The organism is Cellulomonas fulva (assembly GCF_018531375.1).
Lineage (GTDB): Bacteria > Actinomycetota > Actinomycetes > Actinomycetales > Cellulomonadaceae > Cellulomonas > Cellulomonas fulva.
This window is the reverse complement of sequence record NZ_JAHBOH010000002.1, coordinates 117,382-137,854: the sequence shown is the minus strand read 5'-3', so window position 1 is coordinate 137,854 and position 20,473 is coordinate 117,382. Positions and strand designations below refer to the sequence as shown.

20 protein-coding genes are annotated in these 20,473 nt (G+C 74.1%); 9 read left to right on the top strand and 11 right to left on the bottom strand.

What is annotated here, in order from left to right; genetic code table 11:
* Positions 1-276: 276 nt before the first annotated feature.
* Positions 277-4,122, top strand: coding sequence for a multifunctional oxoglutarate decarboxylase/oxoglutarate dehydrogenase thiamine pyrophosphate-binding subunit/dihydrolipoyllysine-residue succinyltransferase subunit (locus KIN34_RS14210; RefSeq protein WP_214352384.1), 3,846 nt, complete (start codon positions 277-279; stop codon positions 4,120-4,122).
* A gap of 99 nt (positions 4,123-4,221) precedes the next feature.
* Here KIN34_RS14210 and KIN34_RS14205 read toward each other — a convergent pair whose 3' ends face one another.
* Complete coding sequence (locus tag KIN34_RS14205; protein WP_214352382.1) at positions 4,222-5,184, bottom strand: GlxA family transcriptional regulator; 963 nt, start codon at positions 5,182-5,184, stop codon at positions 4,222-4,224.
* Between the two features lie 93 nt (positions 5,185-5,277).
* Here KIN34_RS14205 and KIN34_RS14200 point away from each other — a divergent pair, with 93 nt between their 5' ends.
* Positions 5,278-5,436, top strand: coding sequence for a hypothetical protein (locus KIN34_RS14200; protein ID WP_214352380.1), 159 nt, complete (start codon positions 5,278-5,280; stop codon positions 5,434-5,436).
* 159 nt (positions 5,437-5,595) lie between these two features.
* The gene (locus tag KIN34_RS14195; protein WP_214352378.1) at positions 5,596-6,189 is read left to right on the top strand and encodes a GDSL-type esterase/lipase family protein; all 594 of its coding nucleotides are present in this window, start codon (positions 5,596-5,598) and stop codon (positions 6,187-6,189) included.
* A gap of 103 nt (positions 6,190-6,292) precedes the next feature.
* Here the strand turns inward: KIN34_RS14195 and KIN34_RS14190 are convergent, their stop codons facing one another.
* The 3 genes from KIN34_RS14190 to KIN34_RS14180 all read right to left on the bottom strand — a co-directional run bounded on the left by KIN34_RS14190 (position 6,293) and on the right by KIN34_RS14180 (position 9,031).
* Positions 6,293-6,901 (bottom strand): PadR family transcriptional regulator, encoded by a 609-nt coding sequence (locus KIN34_RS14190; protein ID WP_214352376.1) that lies wholly within the window; start codon positions 6,899-6,901, stop codon positions 6,293-6,295.
* Positions 6,901-7,788 (bottom strand): DUF4097 family beta strand repeat-containing protein, encoded by an 888-nt coding sequence (locus KIN34_RS14185; protein ID WP_237689891.1) that lies wholly within the window; start codon positions 7,786-7,788, stop codon positions 6,901-6,903. The genes KIN34_RS14190 and KIN34_RS14185 overlap by 1 nt, the downstream gene beginning before the upstream one ends.
* Before the next feature lie 154 nt (positions 7,789-7,942).
* Positions 7,943-9,031: a type IV pilus twitching motility protein PilT gene (locus tag KIN34_RS14180; protein ID WP_214352373.1), complete on the bottom strand. Its 1,089-nt coding sequence runs from the start codon at positions 9,029-9,031 to the stop codon at positions 7,943-7,945.
* Between the two features lie 197 nt (positions 9,032-9,228).
* On the opposite strand from KIN34_RS14180, the gene KIN34_RS17515 reads away from it, so the two are divergent.
* On the top strand, positions 9,229-9,303 hold the full coding sequence (locus KIN34_RS17515; protein ID WP_118766687.1) for a 50S ribosomal protein bL37: 75 nt from the start codon (positions 9,229-9,231) through the stop codon (positions 9,301-9,303).
* A gap of 138 nt (positions 9,304-9,441) precedes the next feature.
* Here KIN34_RS17515 and rsrA read toward each other — a convergent pair whose 3' ends face one another.
* Complete coding sequence (gene rsrA / locus KIN34_RS14175) at positions 9,442-9,738, bottom strand: mycothiol system anti-sigma-R factor (RefSeq protein WP_214353093.1); 297 nt, start codon at positions 9,736-9,738, stop codon at positions 9,442-9,444.
* Positions 9,738-10,568 carry a sigma-70 family RNA polymerase sigma factor gene (locus KIN34_RS14170; RefSeq protein ID WP_273544147.1) on the bottom strand — a complete coding sequence of 277 codons (831 nt, stop codon included), beginning with the start codon at positions 10,566-10,568 and terminating at the stop codon, positions 9,738-9,740. The genes rsrA and KIN34_RS14170 overlap by 1 nt, the downstream gene beginning before the upstream one ends.
* 154 nt (positions 10,569-10,722) lie before the next feature.
* Here KIN34_RS14170 and KIN34_RS14165 point away from each other — a divergent pair, with 154 nt between their 5' ends.
* Positions 10,723-11,217, top strand: coding sequence for a DoxX family membrane protein (locus tag KIN34_RS14165; protein ID WP_214352370.1), 495 nt, complete (start codon positions 10,723-10,725; stop codon positions 11,215-11,217).
* A gap of 54 nt (positions 11,218-11,271) precedes the next feature.
* On the opposite strand, the gene KIN34_RS14160 is transcribed toward KIN34_RS14165, so the two are convergent.
* Positions 11,272-12,126 (bottom strand): hypothetical protein, encoded by an 855-nt coding sequence (locus tag KIN34_RS14160; RefSeq protein ID WP_214352368.1) that lies wholly within the window; start codon positions 12,124-12,126, stop codon positions 11,272-11,274.
* 49 nt (positions 12,127-12,175) lie between these two features.
* On the opposite strand from KIN34_RS14160, the gene aroA reads away from it, so the two are divergent.
* The 4 genes from aroA to KIN34_RS14140 all read left to right on the top strand — a co-directional run bounded on the left by aroA (position 12,176) and on the right by KIN34_RS14140 (position 16,326).
* A complete protein-coding gene (aroA, locus tag KIN34_RS14155; RefSeq protein WP_237689890.1) occupies positions 12,176-13,537 on the top strand; it encodes a 3-phosphoshikimate 1-carboxyvinyltransferase in 1,362 nt (453 codons plus the stop codon).
* Positions 13,534-14,610, top strand: coding sequence for a ribosome small subunit-dependent GTPase A (rsgA, locus tag KIN34_RS14150; RefSeq protein WP_214353092.1), 1,077 nt, complete (start codon positions 13,534-13,536; stop codon positions 14,608-14,610). The genes aroA and rsgA overlap by 4 nt, the downstream gene beginning before the upstream one ends.
* Before the next feature lie 121 nt (positions 14,611-14,731).
* Positions 14,732-15,538 (top strand): histidinol-phosphatase, encoded by an 807-nt coding sequence (hisN, locus tag KIN34_RS14145; RefSeq protein ID WP_214352366.1) that lies wholly within the window; start codon positions 14,732-14,734, stop codon positions 15,536-15,538.
* Between the two features lie 5 nt (positions 15,539-15,543).
* Positions 15,544-16,326: a class I SAM-dependent methyltransferase gene (locus tag KIN34_RS14140; protein WP_214352364.1), complete on the top strand. Its 783-nt coding sequence runs from the start codon at positions 15,544-15,546 to the stop codon at positions 16,324-16,326.
* A gap of 87 nt (positions 16,327-16,413) precedes the next feature.
* Here the strand turns inward: KIN34_RS14140 and KIN34_RS14135 are convergent, their stop codons facing one another.
* Genes KIN34_RS14135 through KIN34_RS14120 form a run of 4 tightly spaced genes read right to left on the bottom strand, consistent with a single transcriptional unit; the run spans position 16,414 to position 20,397 of the window.
* The gene (locus tag KIN34_RS14135) at positions 16,414-17,208 is read right to left on the bottom strand and encodes an HAD family hydrolase (protein ID WP_214352362.1); all 795 of its coding nucleotides are present in this window, start codon (positions 17,206-17,208) and stop codon (positions 16,414-16,416) included.
* Positions 17,205-18,719, bottom strand: coding sequence for a glutamate--tRNA ligase (gltX, locus tag KIN34_RS14130; RefSeq protein ID WP_214352360.1), 1,515 nt, complete (start codon positions 18,717-18,719; stop codon positions 17,205-17,207). Before gltX ends, KIN34_RS14135 begins: the two co-directional genes overlap by 4 nt.
* 38 nt (positions 18,720-18,757) lie before the next feature.
* Complete coding sequence (locus KIN34_RS14125; protein ID WP_214352358.1) at positions 18,758-19,543, bottom strand: fumarylacetoacetate hydrolase family protein; 786 nt, start codon at positions 19,541-19,543, stop codon at positions 18,758-18,760.
* 38 nt (positions 19,544-19,581) lie between these two features.
* On the bottom strand, positions 19,582-20,397 hold the full coding sequence (locus KIN34_RS14120) for a methyltransferase domain-containing protein (RefSeq protein WP_214352356.1): 816 nt from the start codon (positions 20,395-20,397) through the stop codon (positions 19,582-19,584).
* Positions 20,398-20,473: the final 76 nt, after the last annotated feature.

Genomic DNA, 20,473 nt, shown 5'->3' with positions numbered 1-20,473 from the left:
GCGGACCGCCGGTGACCTGGACGTGAGCCCAGCCGAACCAACGGCGACCGGTCCCCGGCCCAGATCACCGCCGCCTGAGGCGGACTTGCCCATCGGGACAACGTTGTCTTGCCCGCCGTTGACCCGCAGGTGAGGGCCTCGTGGAGAGCCCGGGGACGACCGTCCGACGGGAGCCGCCCCGCACGGGCCGAAGGTCCCGGAGGCCGTAGGGTTGGGACATCAGAACCGGCAACGACGCGGTCCTCGCAGACCGCAGCGGAAGTGGGCGATCCTCGCGTGTCCCAGAAGGCTGAGCCTGACTCGGTCCGCGCCGTCTTCGGCGCGAACGAATGGCTCGTGGACGAGTTGTACGAGCAGTACCTGAAGGACAAGGACGCGGTCGACCCCGCGTGGTGGGACTTCTTCGAGGGCTACAAGCGCACGGAGAGCGACGGTGCGTCCACGAACGGCGCCGCCGCCCCGGCCCCGGCGAGCGCGCCGGCGTCCGCCGGGTCCGCGCCGCAGGCCGCCGCGTCGCGGCCCGCCCCGAGCACGCCCACGGAGCGCGCCCAGGCCATGGGCCCCGCGCCCACGGCGCAGGCCGTGGCTCCCGCGGCCTCGTCGTCCACGCCCGCCACCGCACCCGTCGCCCCCGGGACGCCGAGCACGGACGGCCCCGCCGTCTCGCCCGTGGTGGCGACGGCGCAGCCGGCCACCGCGCCGTACGCGGCGGTCGCGCAGCGCTCGAACCAGCCCGACGACACCGCGGCGACCGACGACGTGCAGAAGCTGCGCGGACCCGCGGCGCGCGTCGTCACCAACATGGAGTCCTCGCTCGAGGTCCCGACGGCCACCTCGGTGCGCGCGGTGCCGGCCAAGCTCATGGTCGACAACCGCATCGTCGTGAACAACCACCTCAAGCGCGGCCGGGGCGGGAAGATCTCGTTCACCCACCTCATCGGCTACGCGATCGTCGAGGCGCTGGCGGACATGCCCGCCATGAACGCGGCGTACACGCTCGTCGACGGCAAGCCCGGCATCATGCAGCCGGCGCACGTCAACCTGGGCCTCGCGATCGACCTGGCCAAGCCGGACGGCACCCGCCAGCTCCTGGTGCCGTCGATCAAGAAGGCCGAGACGCTCGACTTCGCGCAGTTCTGGTCGGCGTACGAGGACGTGGTGCGGCGCGCCCGCGGCGGGAAGCTCACGGTCGAGGACTTCGCGGGGACGACGATCTCGCTCACCAACCCCGGCACCATCGGCACCGTGCACTCCGTGCCGCGCCTCATGCAGGGCCAGGGCACGATCGTCGGCGTCGGCGCGATGGACTACCCGGCCGAGTTCGCCGGCACGTCCGAGGACCGCCTGAACAAGATGGGCGTCTCGCGCGTCCTGACGATCACCAGCACGTACGACCACCGGATCATCCAGGGCGCGCAGTCGGGTGACTTCCTGCGGATCCTGGGCGCCAAGCTGCTGGGCGAGGACGGCTTCTACGACCGCGTCTTCGCCGCGCTGCGCGTGCCGTACGAGCCGGTGCGCTGGGTGCGCGACAGCTCGAGCGACCCCGAGGCGGAGGCGATCAAGCCCGCCCGCATCGCCGAGCTCATCCACGCCTACCGCTCGCGCGGGCACCTCATGGCGGACACCGACCCGCTCGCCTACCGCCAGCGCAAGCACCCGGACCTCGACATCCAGAACCACGGCCTGACGCTGTGGGACCTGGACCGGCCGTTCCCGACCGGCGGGTTCACGGGCAAGTCGCGCGCGACGCTGCGCGACGTGCTGGGCCTGCTGCGCGACTCCTACTGCCGGACCACCGGCATCGAGTACATGCACCTGCAGGACCCGCGCCAGCGGCGCTGGCTGGCCGAGCGGCTCGAGTCCGGCTGGGCCCGGACGCCGCGGGAGGACCAGCTGCGGATCCTGCGCCGGCTCAACGCCGCCGAGGCGTTCGAGACGTTCCTGCAGACCAAGTACGTGGGCCAGAAGCGGTTCTCGCTCGAGGGCGGCGAGTCCGTCATCCCGCTGCTCGACGCGATCCTGTCCAAGGCCGCCAACAACGGCCTCGACGAGGTCGGCATCGGCATGGCCCACCGCGGCCGGCTCAACGTCCTGGCCAACATCGCCGGCAAGTCCTACGCCCAGATCTTCAGCGAGTTCGAGGGCAACGCCGACCCGAAGTCCGTGCAGGGCTCCGGCGACGTCAAGTACCACCTGGGCACCGAGGGCCTGTTCACCGCCGAGTCGGGCGCGACGACCAAGGTGTACCTCGCGGCCAACCCGTCGCACCTCGAGGCCGTCGACCCGGTCCTCGAGGGGATCGTGCGCGCCAAGCAGGACCGGATCGACCTGGGCGGCGACGGCTTCTCCGTGCTGCCCGTGCTGATCCACGGCGACGCGGCGTTCGCCGGCCAGGGCGTGGTGTTCGAGACGCTCAACCTGGCGCAGCTGCGCGGGTACCGCACCGGCGGCACCATCCACGTGATCATCAACAACCAGGTCGGCTTCACCACCGGTCCCTCGTCGTCGCGCTCGTCGCAGTACGCGACCGACGTCGCCAAGGGCCTGCAGGTGCCGATCTTCCACGTGAACGGCGACGACCCGGAGGCCGTGGTCCGCGCGGCCGAGCTCGCGTTCGAGTACCGCGAGCAGTTCGACCGCGACGTCATCATCGACCTGCTGTGCTACCGCCGCCGCGGCCACAACGAGGGCGACGACCCGTCGATGACGCAGCCGCTCATGTACAACCTGATCGAGGCCAAGCGTTCGGTGCGCAAGCTCTACACCGAGACCCTGGTCGCGCGCGGCGACATCACGATCGAGGAAGCCGAGCAGGCCCTGCGCGACTACCAGTCGCAGCTCGAGCGCGTGTTCGCCGAGACCCGGGAGGACGGCTGGGCGCAGCCGACGGCGGACGCCGAGTCCGTCGCCGGGCTGGAGCGGCCGGAGTCGCAGCTCGAGGACGCGGGCGTGATGGTCGGCTGGAAGACCGCCGTGCCGGCGTCCGTGCTCGAGCGCATCGGCAAGGCCCAGGTGCGGCCGCCCGAGGGCTTCACGGTCCACCCGAAGCTGCAGCAGCTGCTCGACAAGCGCGAGGCGATGTCCCGCGAGGGCGGGATCGACTGGGGCTTCGGCGAGCTGCTCGCGTTCGGCTCGCTGCTCGTCGAGGGCACGCCCGTGCGCCTCGCCGGCCAGGACTCGCGCCGCGGCACCTTCGTCCAGCGCCACGCGGTGCTGCACGACCGGGAGACGGGCGCCGAGTGGACGCCGCTGCTCTACCTCTCGGGCGACCAGGCGAAGTTCTGGATCTACGACTCCTCGCTGTCCGAGTACGCGTGCCTCGGGTTCGAGTACGGCTACTCGGTGGAGCGGCCGGACGCGCTGGTGCTCTGGGAGGCGCAGTTCGGCGACTTCGTCAACGGCGCCCAGACGATCATCGACGAGTTCATCTCCTCCGCCGAGCAGAAGTGGGCGCAGCGCTCCTCCGTGGTGCTGCTCCTCCCCCACGGCTACGAGGGCCAGGGGCCGGACCACTCGTCGGCCCGCATCGAGCGGTTCCTGCAGATGGCCGCGCAGGACAACATGGTGATCGCGCAGCCGTCGACGCCCGCGTCGTACTTCCACCTGCTGCGCCGTCAGGCGTACGCCCGGCCCCGCAAGCCGCTCGTCGTCTTCACCCCGAAGTCGATGCTCCGGCTCAAGGCCGCGTCGTCGGCGGTGGAGGACTTCACCACCGGCACGTGGCAGCCGGTCCTGCGCGACGAGCTCGCGGAGGCCAAGGCCGGCCAGGTCGACCGCGTCCTGCTCTGCTCCGGCAAGGTCTACTGGGACCTGCTCGCGCAGCGCGTGAAGTCGGGCGACGAGCACACCGCGATCGTGCGGCTCGAGCAGCTCTACCCGCTCGACGCCGAGGCGTTCCAGGCGGCGCTCGCACCGTTCGACGGCGCCGAGCTCGTGTGGGTGCAGGACGAGCCGCACAACCAGGGCCCGTGGTCGTACCTGTCGCTGCACGTGCCGCAGCTGCTCGGGCGCACGCTGCGCGTCGTGTCGCGCCCGGAGTCGGCGTCGCCGGCCGCGGGGACGGCCAAGAAGCACCAGGCTCAGCAGGCCGACCTCCTGACCGAGGCCTTCGCCCGCTGACCCACCCGCCACGCCCGCGAGGACGTCGGTTCCCGCCCAGCACGTCGGATCCTTCCGACGCGCTCGGGGAGAACCGGCGTCCTCGCGGTGTTCCGGGCCTCAGACCGGGGCCGGCTCGCGGGGGGCGAAGGTGCGGCGGTAGGCCTGCGGGCTGGTGCCGAGCGTGCGCGCGAAGTGGTGCCGGAGCACGGCCGCCGTGCCGAAGCCGCTGCGGCGGGCCACCTCGTCGACCCCCACGTCGGTGCGCTCCAGCAGCTCCTGGGCCCGCACCAGCCGCTGCCGGGTGAGCCAGGCCGCGGGCGTGGTGCCGGTCTCCGCGCGGAACCGACGCGCGAACGTGCGCTCGGACATGAGCGCGCGGGCCGCCAGGTCCGGCACCGTGTGCTCCTCCTCGAGGTGCTCGACGAGCCAGGCGAGCAGCGGCGCGAGCGTGTCCGCGTCGCACGGCAGCGGGGTGTCCACGTACTGTGCCTGCCCGCCGTCCCGGTGCGGCGGCACCACCATGCGCCGCGCGATCACCGCCGCGGCCGCCGCACCGAGCTCGCGGCGCACCAGGTAGAGGCTCGCGTCGATGCCCGCGGCGGTCCCGGCGCTCGTGAGCACGCGGTCCGCGTCGACGTAGAGCACCGACGGGTCCACGCGCGCCGCGGGGAACCGCTGCGCGAGGTCCGCGGCGTGCATCCAGTGCGTGGTGCACGCCCGGCCGTCGAGCAGGCCGGCCTCGCCGAGCGCGTAGGCGCCGCTGCAGATGCTCAGGATCCACGCGCCGCGCTCGTGGGCCGCGCGCAGGGCCGCGAGCACCGGCTCGGGCACGGGTGCGGGCCGCAGGCCGTAGGCGGGGACCACGACGAGGTCGGCGTCGAGGGTCGCGGACAGGTCGTGCTCGACGAGCAGGCTGAACCCGGTCTTGGTGGGCACGACCCCGGGCTCGAGCGCGCACACCCGGAAGTCGAAGCCCGGTCCCCCGGTATCGGTGCGGTCGATCCCGAAGACCTCGCAGGCGACCCCGAGCTCGAACGGGGAGGTGTCGGGCAGCAGCACGGCCGTGACGCGTCGGAGCATGGGGCCATCCTCGGCGAGGGTTGGCGGAAGATCAATGGGCGACGGCAGTCCTGCCACTGTCGGCGGGGACTCGACGGACAGAGACTTTCTGCCATGACTTGGTTCCTGCTCCTGGTGGCGCTCGTCGTCCTGACCGCCATGCTGCGCCTCGTCGCGACCGTCCGTCGCGACGGACTGGGCACGCGGACGCCGCCGGCGTCCCGCGCCGCCTGGACGGACGACGTCCAGAACCTCCCGTCCCGTCCGTACTGACCCGGTCCGGCCGCGGCCGGACTCCCCGGCCGGCCCGCCGGGACCGCGACTCGCCCGGTGAGGTCGGGTGCCCGCGCCCGGCGCGCTGCGAGACTGTCCCGACGAGCGCAGCGAGCTGCTCGGCGAGGGCGCGGGGGACGACGGCGGGGAGGCGGCACGGTGGGTGAGACTCGGCTCGTGGTGGTCGGCGACGAGCTCGTCGCGGGCGCCGGGGACCCGAAGGCCCTGGGCTGGGTCGGCCGCGTCGCGGCACGCACCCGCACCGACGACCGCCTGACGGTCCTCACGCTCGCGGTGCCCGGCGAGACCAGCACCGCGCTGGGCCAGCGCTGGGACGACGAGGTGACGCGCCGCCTGGCGCCGGAGGCGGACAACCGCCTGGTCGTCGGGCTGGGCCGGGCGGACCTCGCGGCGGGCCTCTCGCTCGCCCGCAGCCGGCTCAACCTCGCCAACGTGCTCGACGTGGCCGAGCAGCGCCACATCCCCGCGTTCGTCGTCGGCCCGCCGCCCGGGGCGACCGCCGAGGGCGAGCGCCTCGCGGAGCTCTCCGCGGCGTTCGCGGACGTGGCGACGCGCCGCCGCGTACCCTACGTGGACACGTACTCACCCCTCGCCGCGCACGAGCAGTGGCTCGGCGACCTCGCCGCGGGCGACGGCGTCCTGCCCGGTCAGGCCGGCTACGGGCTCATGGCCTGGCTGGTCCTGCACACCGGCTGGCACGCCTGGCTCGGGCTTCCCGACGACGCGGCCTGACCCCGCCACCGCGAGCCACGCGGCGGCCGGGAGGAGCGCGAGCCTCCACCGCCACAGCAGCATCGCCCGCACCCCTCCCCGCGTCGTCCGGTGACCGCGACGGTCAGCGCAGCGTGCCGCGCACGGCGTCGCGCGCCGAGTCGAGCACGGTCCGCAGCGTGTCGACCGTGAGCCGCTCGACCCCGCCCTGGGCGTCGGCCCGGCGCAGGTCCGCCCGCAGCTCGTCGCGGAACCGCTGGAGCACCTGCTCCGCCTCGACCCAGTGCACGTGCGAGACGGTCCGCGGGTCCGACGACACCGGCGTGTACGGCACGGCGCTCTCCCGGGCCTGGCGCGCCGCGGCGGCCAGGTCGGCCCGCAGGTCGCTCATCGAGCCCCGCACGTCCTCACGCACCTGCGAGGCACGCTCGCGCACCGACTCGGTGATGCCCTGCTCGAGCGAGGCGAGGTCGTCGCGACGCGCGTCGAGCTCGGCGTAGCCGGACTCCGTCAGCGCGTACGTGCTCTTGCGCTCCTCGTCGTACCGCGTGACCAGGCCCTCCTCCTCGAGGCGGGCCAGGCGCGGGTAGATGGTCCCCGCGCTGGGGCGGTACGTGCCGCCGAACCGGTCGGACAGCGCGGTGATCAGCTCGTAGCCGTGCTTGGGCCCGGACTCGAGCAGCGAGAGCAGGTACAGGCGCAGCTGCCCGTGCGCGAAGACGGGGGCCATCATCAGGCCACCCCGCCCTGGACGTCGTCCTGCACCTGGTCGCTCACCTGGTCGCTCACCTGGTCCTGCATCTGGTCCTGCGGCTGGCCCGGGGCGCCGCGCAGCACCGTCACGTGGCCGGAGACCGTGCTCGCGGACACGAAGCACGCGCCGTCACCGGTCGACATGTCGACCTTGCGGCCGCCGGGCGAGGAGCCCTTGTACTCCTCGCCGTCGACGACGAGCCGGCCGGAGACCGACTGCGCCTTGACGTGCACGCCACGGCCCGCGGGCAGCCGCACGGTCACGTCGCCCGACACGGTCGAGGCCGTGACGGAGGACGTGCCCGTCGTGACGTCCAGCGACAGCGCACCGGAGACGCTGTTGGCCTGCACCAGGGACAGGTCCCCCGAGGCGGCGATCTCGCCGGACACGGTGTTGAGCTTGAGCGGCCCGCCGTGGTCCCGGACCACGACCTCGCCGTTCACGGTGTTGACGCCCAGGCGGCCGCGGGTGCCGTCCGTGACGAGCGAGCCGGAGACGGTGGAGACCGACGAGTCCTCGGCCACGCCGGCGAGCAGCCCGTCCGCGCTCACCGTGCCGACCTTGGCCGCGACCGCGCGCGGGATCGCGATGTGCACGTCCGCCCGGTCCTTGTCCCGGAAGTTGCGGAACTTCTCCAGGAAGCCGTCCCAGCCGCTGAGCGTGAAGCTGTAGCCGAGCCGCAGCTCACCGTCGGCGAGGCCGATCTCGAGCGGGCGGCCCTCGACCGAGTGCACCTCGATCCGGGCACCCGGACCGTCGTGCGCGACGACGTCGACGCGGCCTCCGACGAGCTGGACGCGCAGCGAGGCGACGTTCTCGACCTCGATGATCTGGGGGCCGGCGACGACCCAGGACTCCGTAGCCATGAGGATCTCCATTCGCGATATGTCGTGTCGTCGAACACGATACATCGCGTCTTCGCGCGGATGTCAAGCGCTCCCTGGGCACGACGACGGACGCCGCCCCGGTCCGCGGGGACCGGGGCGGCGTCGGGGACCACGGGTGGCTGGACGCCCGGTGTCAGGCGACGATGCCGGCCTGGCGCAGCTCGACGGTCAGGTCGTGCGGGTTCGACGAGGCCGCGAGCGCCTCGTCGTACGTGATCACGTCGTCGCGGACCAGCCGGAACAGGTGCTGGTCGAACGTCTGCATCTTGTAGTAGTCGCCGTCGCGGATCAGGTCGACGAGCGGCGGGTTGTTGCCCGGGTCGAGGATCGACTCCGCCGTGCGGCCGGTGTTGATCATGACCTCGACCGCCGCGCACCGCCCCGTGCCGTCCGCCTTGCGCACCAGGCGCTGGGAGACGACGCCGCGCAGCGCCTGCGAGAGCGCGACGCGGACCTGCTTCTGCTCGTGCAGCGGGAAGAAGTCGACGATGCGGTTGACCGTCTCCGGCGCGTCGATCGTGTGCAGCGTGGACAGCACCAGGTGACCGGTCTCGGCGGCGGACAGCGCGGCGCGGACGGTCTCGACGTCGCGCATCTCGCCGACCAGGATCACGTCCGGGTCCTGGCGCATCGCGGCCCGGAGCGCGACGGTGAAGTCGGCCGTGTCCTGGCGCACCTCGCGCTGGGAGACGATCGCCTTCTTGTCCTGGTGCAGGATCTCGATCGGGTCCTCGATCGTGACGATGTTGACCTCGCGGTAGCTGTTGATGAGGTCGACCATCGACGCGAGGGTCGTGGTCTTGCCGGAACCCGTCGGCCCGGTCACCAGCACCAGCCCGCGCGGCTCGAGCGCGAGCTCGCCCACCACCTCGGGGATGCCCAGCGAGCCCAGCGACTCGGCGCCCACGGCGACCCGCCGGAACACCAGCCCGTAGGTCCCGCGCGCCTGGTAGGCGTTGACGCGGAACCGGCCGACGCCGGACACCGAGTAGGCGAAGTCGGCCTCGTGCGACTCGCGGAAGGTCTGCACCAGGTCGTCCGGCAGCACCTCCTCGAGCATGCGCTCGGTGTCGGCCGGCTTGAGCTCGGGGACCTGAAGCTTGCGCAGGCGGCCGTCGACGCGCACGCGCGGCGCCGAGCCGACCTTGCAGTGCAGGTCGGAGCCGCCCGTGCTGGCCAGGGCGTGCAGCAGCGGGATGACGGACTGGGTCGGCGTGCTCACGTCCGGATCATCGGAACGCGCGCCGCCCGACTTGAGACCGTGCGCACCACCCGCACGGGACGCCGGTGCGCGGCCACGGTCCCGGGGCGGCCGCCGGGTGTGGGACCATGGCACGTACAGCGACCGCAGGTCGCCGGCCGGCCTCAGCGGGAGTGTCACGCAGAGGGACGAGTCGGTGTGCCAGGGAAGGAACAGCCATGAGCAAGCGAGGCCGCAAGCGTCGCTCCCGCGCCGGGAGCGCCGCGAACCACGGCAAGCGCCCCAACGCCTGAGCCCACGCTCAGCAGGGCGACGCCGTCGCACCCGCACGAAGGCCCCGCCGCACCAGCAGGTGCAGCGGGGCCTTCGTCGTCCTCAGCGGGTCCGCGACGTCTCGGCCGGCGGTGCGGCGAGGACGGTCCAGCCGCTCGTCAGACCTCGCGGACCTGGATGGTCGTCAGCGTCGCGTGGATGCGGGCGCGCAGCTCGGCCGGCGCGGCCTCCTCGTCGGACCAGCAGCGGCGCACGAGCTTCTTCACGACGACCTCGACGTCGTGCTCCTCGAGGCAGTCCCGACACCCGTCCAGGTGCTCCTTGACCCGCGCGGCCTCGATCGGCTCGAGCTCGGAGTCGAGGTACGCCCACAGCTCGGCGACCGCCTCCTCGCAGTCGCACCCCGACGTCGAGATCTGCACGACGGTCTCGTCGTAGCTCTCCTGCTCCTGCATCACTCGCCCTCCCCCGACGAGCCGTGGCCGGCCGGCACGAGCCCGCGCTCGCGCGCGTAGTCCGCCAGCAGGTCGCGCAGCTGGCTGCGGCCACGGTGCAACCGGGACATCACCGTCCCGATCGGCGTCCCCATGATCTCGGCGATCTCCTTGTACGCGAAGCCCTCGACGTCGGCCAGGTACACCGCCTGACGGAAGTCGTCGGGGATGCGCTGCAGCGCGTCCTTCACGTCCGAGTCCGGCAGGTGGTCGAGCGCCTCGGCCTCGGCCGAGCGCAGGCCGGCGGACGTGTGCGACGCCGCGCGCGCGAGCTGCCAGTCCTCGATCTCCTCCGCGTGCGACTGCTGCGGCTCGCGCTGCTTCTTGCGGTAGGAGTTGATGTAGGTGTTGGTGAGGATGCGGTACAGCCACGCCTTGAGGTTGGTGCCCGGGCGGTACTGGTGGAACGCCGCGAACGCCTTGGTGAACGTCTCCTGGACCAGGTCCTCGGCGTCCGCGGGGTTGCGCGTCATCCGCAGCGCCGCGCCGTAGAGCTGGTCGAGGTACACCAGCGCGTCGGCCTCGAAGCGGGCGGTGCGCGCGGCGTCGTCCTCCGACGACGGCGCGCGGGAGGTGCCCTCGCCCACCGGGATCGGGTCGATCGTCTCCTGCGTCGGCTCCTCGCTCATCGGGGCCGAGCCTATGCCCACCGGACCCGCCGCACCGGGCGGGACCACCACGCTGTGGGCACCGTCACCGAGCGGGGGCACCGCGCTGAGGGAGGCGAACGGGTGCAGCGTGGTCGGGGTCGCGGGCGGTGCGTCCGGCCGCGACTCGGTCAAGCAGGTCATGTCGGTCGTCAACGCGGGCCCGCCGCGCGGGATTCCCGTCCCCGGCCGGCCCGACGCCTGAGCCCGCGCCTGAGCCCGCGCCCGCCCGCGGGCGCGCGGGTAGCGTGGCTCCTGTCCGGCTGTCCGCCGGCACCGGCCCGACGAAGGGGTTCCCGTGCTGCTGCGTCGCATCGCCCGTCCGCTGTTCGCCTCGTGGTTCGTGTCCGAGGGGATGGACGCGCTGCGCCGGCCCGCGCCCCACGTCGCGGACGCCCGCGCCGCGCTGGACCGCCTCGAGCGGACCGTGCCGAGCGCGCAGGTGCACCTCACCGACACCCAGCTCACCGCGGCCGTCCGCGCGCACGGCGCGGCGGTGGTCGCCGCGTCCGGGCTGCTCGCGTTCGGCAAGGCGCCGCGGACCGCGGCGCTCGTGCTCGCCGGGCTCACGGCGCCGCTCGTCGTCGTGAACCTTCCCGACCGGACGCTGCGCGCGCGGACGCCCGAGGAGAAGCGCGCCCGCCGCGACCGCCTGGTCCGGGCGCTCGCGTTCACCGCGGGCGCGGTCCTGGTGGGGGCGGACTACGAGGGCCGGCCCGGCGTCCGCTGGCGCATCGACGCCGCGCGCGAGCGGCACGCCGCCGTCAAGGCCGCGACCTCGGACGAGGGCTGACGTCCGCCGGGCACCCACGGGCGCCCGACGGACGCCCGGCGGGCGACGACCGCGTCAGTGCGCGCGGGCGGTCAGGACCACGTCCTGACCCACGGTGACCGTTACGTCCGTCAGCCGCAGGCCCGCGGGGAGCTCGGCGACCAGGTCCACCCGACGCCCGTCGTAGCGATCGACCTTGCTCCGCACCGCGCCCAAGAGCGCGGCGACGACGGGGTTGCGGCTCGTGACCCGCACGTCGCGCACGGTCACGCCGAGGGCGTCGTCGACCGTCGCCGTCATGGCCGCCTCGACCGTCGCGGACAGGAGCGACTTCTTGACCTGGGCCTCCGCCACCACCGCGATGCCGTTGGCGCCGGCGGGGGTCAGCCGCAGGTCGAGCCGCGTGAGGCGCAGGCCGTTCGCTGCCGCGAGCTGCGCCGCGACCCGCTCCGCCGCCGCCTCGAGGTCGCGCACCGGGATCGCGACGCGCGCCGACCCGTGCACCGCGTGCGCCTCGTCGGGCTCGACGCCCACGACGCCCAGCTCGCCGCCCGCGCCCTCGACCCACTCGAACGGGACGTCCGTGGCCTCGACCTGGACGTCCGCGCCGGCGCCGACGACCGTGACGGGGTGCGCGTCGACGCGCAGCGACCCGATGGTGCCGCGCTCGCGCCGCACGACGGCGAACCCGCCCGTACCCTGCGCCGCACGCGCCTCGCGCGGCGACAGCGTGACGCCGGTCAGGTCGACGGCCAGGGAGGGGACGTCGGCGCCCGACGAGGTCGCGGTGACCTGCACGCGCTCGGCCGACGCAGGCTCCACGCCCGCGGAGGCGACGAGCGCATCGCGCAGCCGGGCGGAGAGCTCGGCGTCGGAGGACGGGCGGGGCGCCGCCCCGAGGGTCAGAATGTCCGTTTCAGGGGTGCTCACGGCGTGAGCCTAGACGCTCCCCGGCAGACCGGGTGACTAGCCTGGCGCCATGACTGCGACGATCCCGCCGACCTCCCTGCCGCTGTGGGCCGCGCCCACGGCGCGCACGCCGCTCGACGCGCGCGTGGACGTCCCCGGCTCGAAGTCGCTCACCAACCGCTACCTGGTGCTCGCGGCGCTCGCCGACGGCCCCGGACGCCTGCGCTCCGCGCTGCTGTCCCGCGACACGCGCCTCATGGCGTCCGCGCTCGAGACGCTCGGGGTCGCGGTGGACCTGGGCTCCGACGTCGCCGTCACACCCGGACCCCTGCGCGGGCACGTCACGATCGACTGCGGACTGGCCGGCACGGTCATGCGGTTCCTGCCGGCGGTCGCCGCGCTGGCGGACGGTCCGGTGCACTTCAAGGGCGACGTCGAGGCGCTCGCGCGGCCCATGGGTCCGGTGATCCGAGCCCTGCAGGCCCTCGGCGTGCGGGTCGACGAGGAGGGCGAGCCCGGGCGGCTGCCGTTCACGGTGCACGGGCACGGGTCGGTGCGGGGCGGTCGCGTGGACGTCGACGCGTCGGGCTCGAGCCAGTTCGTGTCCGGGCTGCTGCTCGCGGCCGCGCGGTTCGAGCAGGGGCTCGTGGTCCGGCACACCGGCCCGACGCTGCCGAGCCTGCCGCACATCGAGATGACCGTGGAGACGCTGCGCGCCGCGGGCGTGCAGGTCGACGACTCGCGGCCGGCGATCTGGGAGGTCGCGCCCGGCCCGGTGGTCGCCCGCGACGTGCGGGTCGAGCCGGACCTGTCCAACGCCGCGCCGTTCCTGTGCGCCGCGCTCGTCGTCGGCGGGACCGTGCGCGTCCCCGGCTGGCCGGCCCGGACCACCCAGCCCGGCGCGCTGCTGCCCGGCATCCTCGAGCGCATGGGCGCGACGACCGCGCTGGTGGGCGACGAGCTCGCGGTCACCGGCACCGGCGTGATCCGCGGCGTCGACCTGGACCTGCACGCCGCGGGCGAGATCGCCCCGACCATCGCCGCGCTCGCCGTGCTGGCCGACTCCCCGACGCGCCTGCGCGGCATCGCGCACCTGCGCGGTCACGAGACCGACCGGCTGGCCGCGCTCGCGAGCGAGATCACGCGGCTGGGCGGCCAGGCGGAGCAGACCGCCGACGGCCTGGTCATCACGCCGCGGCCGCTGTCCGGCGGCACGTGGCGCACCTACGCCGACCACCGGATGGCGACGGCCGGCGCGTTGATCGGCCTGCGGGTGCCGGGGGTGCAGGTCGAGGACGTGGCGACCACCGCCAAGACCATCCCCGACTTCGTCGGGCTGTGGGACGCGATGCTCGCGGGTGACACGACCTCGACGGGCACGACTTCGACGGGCACGACGTCGACGGGCACGGCTTCCGGGGGCACGGCCTGACCCCGCGGCGGCAGTACGACGAGAGCGACGTGCGGATCCGGCCCGGCAAGGGGTCGCGACCGCGGACCAAGCAGCGCCCGGAGCACGCCGACGCGGAGCGCGCCATGGTGACCGGCGTCGACCGCGGCCGGTACGCCGTGCTCGTCGACGCCGACGGGCCCGACGAGCGCCGGGCGACCGCGATGAAGGCGCGCGAGCTCGGCCGCGAGCGCGTGGTCCCGGGCGACCGGGTGGACCTGGTCGGCGACACGTCGGGCGCCGAGGGCTCGCTGTCCCGCATCGTGCGGATCGGTGAGCGGCGCACGGTCCTGCGGCGGACGGCCGACGACACCGACCCGGTCGAGCGCGTGATCGTCGCGAACGCCGACCAGCTCGTCATCGTCACCGCGCTCGCGGACCCCGAGCCGCGCACGCGCATGATCGACCGCTGCGTCGCGGCGGCGTACGACGCCGGGATGGACGCGCTGCTCGCGCTCACGAAGGCCGACCTGGCGGACCCCGCCGAGCTCGTCGGGATGTACGCGCCGGTCGGCGTGCGGGTCGTGGTCACGCGCACGGAAGGCCCGCGCGACCGGCGGACGATCCACGGCCTGCCCGACCTGCGCGCCGCGCTCGCCGGCCGGACGTCCGTCCTGGTCGGGCACTCCGGCGTCGGCAAGTCCACGCTGGTCAACGCGCTGGTGCCGGACGCGCGCCGGGCCACCGGCGTCGTCAACGTGGTCACCGGCCGCGGGCGGCACACCTCGACGTCCGCGATCGCGCTGCGCGTACCCGACGAGGCCGAGCCGACGTGGGTCATCGACACGCCCGGCGTCCGGTCCTTCGGGCTCGCGCACGTCGACCCCAACCACCTGCTGCAGGCGTTCGCCGACCTCGCACAGGTGGCGGCCGACGACTGCCCGCGCGGCTGCACGCACGCCGCGGACGCGCCCGACTGCGGGCTGGACGACTGGGTCGCCGCCGCCGCGGAAGAGGAGGAGCGCGCGGCGCGGGCCGCGCGCGTCGACTCCTTCCGGCGGATACTGGCCAGCCGGCTGGGCACCGCGGACCAGGACGCGCCGGCCTCGTCGTGAGACGTGCTCGTCGTGAGACGTGCTCGTCGTGAGACGTGCTCGTCGTGAGACGTGCTCGTCGTGAACGTCCCCCGACGCCCCCGGCCGTCACCACTACGGCCGTCACCACTACGGTGAGGCCATGAGCCTGCGGACCGGGTACGACGACGACCTGCGCCTCGCCCACGTGATCGCCGACCAGGTCGACGCGCTGACGATGGACCGCTTCAAGGCGCTCGACCTGCGGGTCGAGACCAAGCCGGACCTGACACCCGTCTCGGACGCCGACCGCGCCGCCGAGGAGCTGATCCGCGCGCAGCTGTCGCGCGCCCGGCCGCGCGACGCGGTGCACGGCGAGGAGATGGCGGACACCGGTCACGGCCCGCGGCGGTGGGTGGTCGACCCGATCGACGGGACCAAGAACTTCGTGCGCGGCGTGCCGGTCTGGGCGACGCTCATCGCGCTGCTGGACGGGGACCAGGTGGTGGTCGGCCTGGTGAGCGCGCCGGCGCTGGGCCGGCGCTGGTGGGCCGCGCAGGGCTCGGGCGCCTGGACCGGACGCTCGCTCTCGTCCGCCACCCAGCTGCACGTCTCGCAGGTGGACCGCCTGGCGGACGCGTCGTTCTCCTACTCCAGCCTCACCGGCTGGGAGGACGCCGGCCGGCTGCCGCACGTGCTCGACCTCATGCGCTCGGTCTGGCGCACGCGCGCGTACGGCGACTTCTGGTCCTACGTGCTGGTCGCGGAGGGGGCGGTCGACATCGCGGCCGAGCCCGAGCTCGCGCTGCACGACATGGCGGCCCTGGTGCCGATCGTCACCGAGGCGGGCGGCCGGTTCACGTCCGTCCGCGGCGTCCCCGGACCGTTCGGCGGGTCCGGCATGGCGACCAACGGCCTGCTGCACGACGAGGTGGTCGCGCGCCTCGACCCGCTGCCCGGACCGCGCTGAGCACGATGAGCGGACCGGCACCCGACCCCGCTCAGGACTGGCGCAGCGAGCTGCACCGCGCGCGGTCGTCGTCGTTCGGCCGCAGCGTCGACGCCTACGCGGCCGCGCGCCCGAGCTATCCCGCCGAGGCCGTCCGCTGGCTGGTCCCGGGCGAGGCGCGGGACGTCGTGGACCTCGGGGCGGGCACCGGCAAGCTCACCGCGGGCCTGGTGACGCTGCCCGGCGTGCGCGTCACGGCGGTCGAGCCCGACGAGGCGATGCGCGCCGTCCTCGCCGGCGCGCTGCCGCAGGTGACCGCGCGGGCGGGCACTGCCGAGGCGACCGGGCTGCCGGACGCGAGCGCGGACGTCGTCGCGGTCGGGCAGGCGTGGCACTGGTTCGACCCGCTGCCGGCGACCACCGAGGTCGCACGGGTGCTGCGGCCCGCCGGGCGGCTCTCCCTCGTCTGGAACGTCGTCCTCGAGGGCGACACCGACTGGGCCGACGCGTACTTCGAGATCGTGCACCGCGGCGACACGCTCGACTACTCGCGCTCGTCGGACCCCGTCGTCGGGCCCGAGCTGGGGCCGTGGGAGCGCGCGACCTTCCCCTGGCGGCGCACCGTCCGGCCCGACGAGCTGCGCGCGCTGGCCGCCAGCCGCAGCCATCTCATCGCCATGGCCCCCGACGCCCGCGACGCGCTGCTCTCCGAGGTCGACGCGCTGTGGCGCACCCACCCCGACCTCGTCGGCCGCGCGAGCGCCGAGCTCCCCTACGTCACGCGCTGCTGGCGCGCGACGACGCGCTGACGCCCCGCGACGCCGCCGTGCGGGTGGAGAACGTCGCGCTGGGCGCTACCTTCTCCACCCACAGGCCTGCGCAACGCAGCGGCGACCTCAGCCGGCGGCCCGCGGCGCGTCGAGACCCAGTACGGCGGGCAGCTCGCCGAGGGAGCGGATGGTGTGCACGCCCGTGACCGCGGACTCGTCGACCGGCCTGCGGCGCGCGCCCGGGCGGTCGACCCAGATCCCGACGAGGCCCGCGTCGCGCGCCGCGAGCGCGTCCACGTCCGGCTCGTCGCCGACGTAGGCGGTGCGCGCCGGATCGGTGCCGAGGCGCCGGCACGCCTCGAGGAAGACCCGCGGGTCGGGCTTGCCGAAGCCGAGCGTGTCCACGCCGACGAGCATCGGGACGCGGTCCAGCAGACCCGCCTTCTCGAGCTTGGCGGTCTGCAGCTCGGTGCCCGCGTTGGACAGCGCGCCCACGGCGACGCCCGCCGCGAGCAGGGCCTCGAGCGCGTCCTCCGTCTCGTGGTGCGCGGCCCAGGCGGCGCGGAAGCCCTCGTCGAACACCGCGTTCCACGTGTCGAACGCGTCCTCGTCGAGCTCGGGACCGCCGAACGCCGCGTGCAGGTCGTTGGCCCGCAGCCGCTTCTGGTGCAGGTACGAGTCCGCGCCCGTGGTGTACCGGTGGTACCGACCGTGGGCGTCCTCGCGCCACATCGCGACGAGCGCGCGGTGCCGCTCGGCATCCTGGTCGTCCGGCACCGCCGGCAGGTACGTGCGCGCGACGGCCGTCAGCGCCGCGGCGAACGCCGAGCGGGTGTCGACGATCGTGTCGTCGATGTCGAACAGCACGCCGTCGACGAGCAGGTCCCGCGTGCTCGTCGTGCTGGAGCCCCTCCCCGTCACAGCGACGCGCGCAGCGCGGCGACGCGGGCGAGCGTCGACTCCCGGCCGAGCAGCTCCATCGACTCGAACAGCGGGGGCGAGACCCGGCGGCCGGTGACCGCCACGCGCAGCGGCGTGTAGGCGAACCGCGCCTTGATGCCCAGGCCGCCCTCGTCGACGAGCGCCGCGGTGAGCGCCGCCTGCGTGGCCTCGGTCGTGAAGCCGTCGGCCGGCAGGTCGCCGAGCACGCGCGCGGCGGCGTCGAGCACGTCGGCCGCCTCGGGGCGCAGCGCCGCCCGCGCGTCGTCGGCCACGTGCAGCTCGTCGTCGGCCGTGAACAGGAAGCCGAGCATGCCCACGGACTCGCCCAGCAGGGTCATCCGCTCCTGCACCAGCGGGGCCGCCGCGGTGAGCAGGGTGGCGTGCTCGTCGGACAGGTCCGCGAACGAGTCCGCCGGGACCAGGCCCGCGTGGTGCAGGTACGGGACCAGGCGGTTCCGGAAGTCCTGGGGCTCCAGCATGCGCACGTGCGCGGAGTTGATGGCCTCGGCCTTCTTCAGGTCGAACCGCGCCGGGTTGGGGTTCACGTCGTGCACGTCGAACGCCGCGACCAGCTCGTCGACCGTGAAGATGTCGCGGTCCGCGGACAGGCCCCAGCCCAGCAGCGACAGGTAGTTCAGCAGGCCCTCGGGCGTGAAGCCGCGCTCACGGTGCAGGAACAGGTTCGACTCGGGGTCGCGCTTGGAGAGCTTCTTGTTGCCCTCGCCCATGACGTACGGCAGGTGGCCGAACTGCGGCATGACCGTGGCCACGCCCAGGTCGAGCAGCGCGCGGTAGAGCGCGACCTGGCGCGGGGTCGAGGACAGCAGGTCCTCGCCGCGCAGCACGTGCGTGATGCCCATCAGCGCGTCGTCGACCGGGTTGACCAGCGTGTACAGCGGGTGGCCGTTGGCGCGCACGATCACGAAGTCCGGCACCGAGCCGGCCTTGAACGTCACGTCGCCGCGGACCACGTCGGTGAACGTGATGTCCTCGTCCGGCATGCGCAGCCTGATGACCGGCTCGCGGCCCTGCTCGCGGTAGGCGAGCCGCTGCTCGTCGGACAGGTCGCGGTCGAACCCGTCGTAGCCGAGCTTCGGGTCGCGGCCCGCGGCGCGGTGCCGCGCCTCGATCTCCTCGGGCGTCGACCAGGACTCGTACGCGTAGCCGCCCTCGACCAGCCGCCGCACCACGTCGCGGTAGAGGTCGTACCGCTGCGACTGGCGGTACGGCTCGTGCGGACCGCCGACCTCGACGCCCTCGTCCCAGTCCAGGCCCAGCCAGCGCAGCGCGTCCAGGAGCTGCTGGTAGCTCTCCTCGGAGTCCCGGGCGGCGTCGGTGTCCTCGATGCGGAAGACGAACGTGCCACCCGTGTGCCGCGCGTACGCCCAGTTGAACAGGGCCGTGCGGATCAGGCCGACGTGCGGCAGACCGGTCGGGGACGGGCAGAAGCGGACGCGCACGGCGGAGCCGTCGACAACGGGGGTGGTCACGCCCCCAGGTTATTCGCCTTCGACGACGCCCCAGTACGTCAGTGGCGGCGCAGCACCGGGTTGCGCAGCGTGCCGATCTCCTCGACCTCGCACTCCACGACGTCGCGGTCCACGATCGGGCCGACGCCGGCGGGCGTCCCCGTGAGGATGACGTCGCCGGGCAGGAGCGTGAACACCTCGCTGCAGTAGGACACCAGGTACGCCACGTCGAACACCATCTGCGACGTACGGCCGTCCTGCTTGGGCTCGCCGTTGACGCGGGACCGCACGGCGAGGTCGTCGACGTCGAGCCCGGGAACCACCCACGGGCCGATCGGGCAGGAGCCGTCGAAGCCCTTGCCGCGGGTCCACTGCGCGTCGCTGCGCTGGATGTCGCGCGCCGTGACGTCGTTGGCCACGGTGAACCCGAAGACGTGGTCGAGCGCGCGCTCGGGCGGGACGTCCTTGGTGACCTTGCCGATCACGACCGCGAGCTCGGACTCGTACTCGACGTGCTCGCTCCAGTCCGGCAGGACGATCGGGTCGTCCGGGCCGATCACGGCGGTGTTGGGCTTGAGGAACAGCAGCGGCTGCGTCGGCACGTCCACGCCGTGCTCAGCGGCGTGGTCGGCGTAGTTGCGGCCGACCCCGATGATCTTCGACCGCGGGATGACGGGTGCGAGCAGGCGCACCGCGTCGTCGTCGAGCCGGACCCGCTCCCCCGTGGCCTGCACGGGGGTGTAGATCGGGTCGCCGGTGATGACGACGAGCTCCTCGGACCCCGGCTCGCTCTCGACCAGGGCGTAGCGGGGGTCCCCGCCGGTGGTGAACCTCGCGATGCGCACGGGACCACCCTACGGTCGGGGTCGCTCTGCTCGCGCCGTCAGGCCCGGGCCAGGACCTCGCCGTGCAGCACGGTGAACCAGCCGTCGGGCTGCCGGCCCCAGTCGTGCCACGCGTCGGCGAGCTGCTCGAGCCCCACCTCGTCGGCGAGCCCGTGCGCCAGCGCCTGGGCCGCGAAGCTCGACGCGACGCACCGGTCGGCCCACAGGTCCGACCACCACGTGCGGTCCTCAGGCGTCGCGTAGCACCAGACCCCCGCGCTGGGCGCGATGCCCGCGGGGTCGAACCCGGCCTCGCGCACCCAGGACAGCAGGCGACGGCCCGCGTCGGCGTCCGTGCCGTTGGCCTCCGTGACCTCGTGGTAGAGCTGCGTCCACTCGTCGAGGCCTGCCGAGTCCGGGTACCAGGTCATGCCCGAGTAGTCCGCGTCCCGGACCGCGACGACGCCGCCGGGGCGCGCGACGCGGCGCATCTCGCGGAGCGCGGCGACGGGGTCCGTCAGGTGCTGCAGCACCTGGTGCGCGTGCACCACGTCGAACGCGTCGTCCTCGAACGGCAGCGCGTAGGCGTCGGCCACGTCGAACGTCACGTTGAGCGCTCCGGCCTCGGCCGCCGCCTTGCGTGCGACGTCGACCACCGCGGCGGACGCGTCGATCCCGACGACCTCGCCCGGCGCGAGCCGCTGCGCGAGGTCGATCGTGACGGTGCCCGGTCCGCAGCCGACGTCGAGCAGCCGCTGCCCGGGCTCGAGAGCGGGGAGCAGGTACGCCGCCGAGTTGGCGGCCGTGCGCCACCGGTGGGAGCGCAGCACGGACTCGTGGTGGCCGTGCACGTAGACGTCAGAACGGGTGCTCACACGTGAGAGTAGGGCGCATCCCGGCCGATCGATCAAGAGACGGGACGTTCTGGCCCAGCATGCGAGACACCGGCGG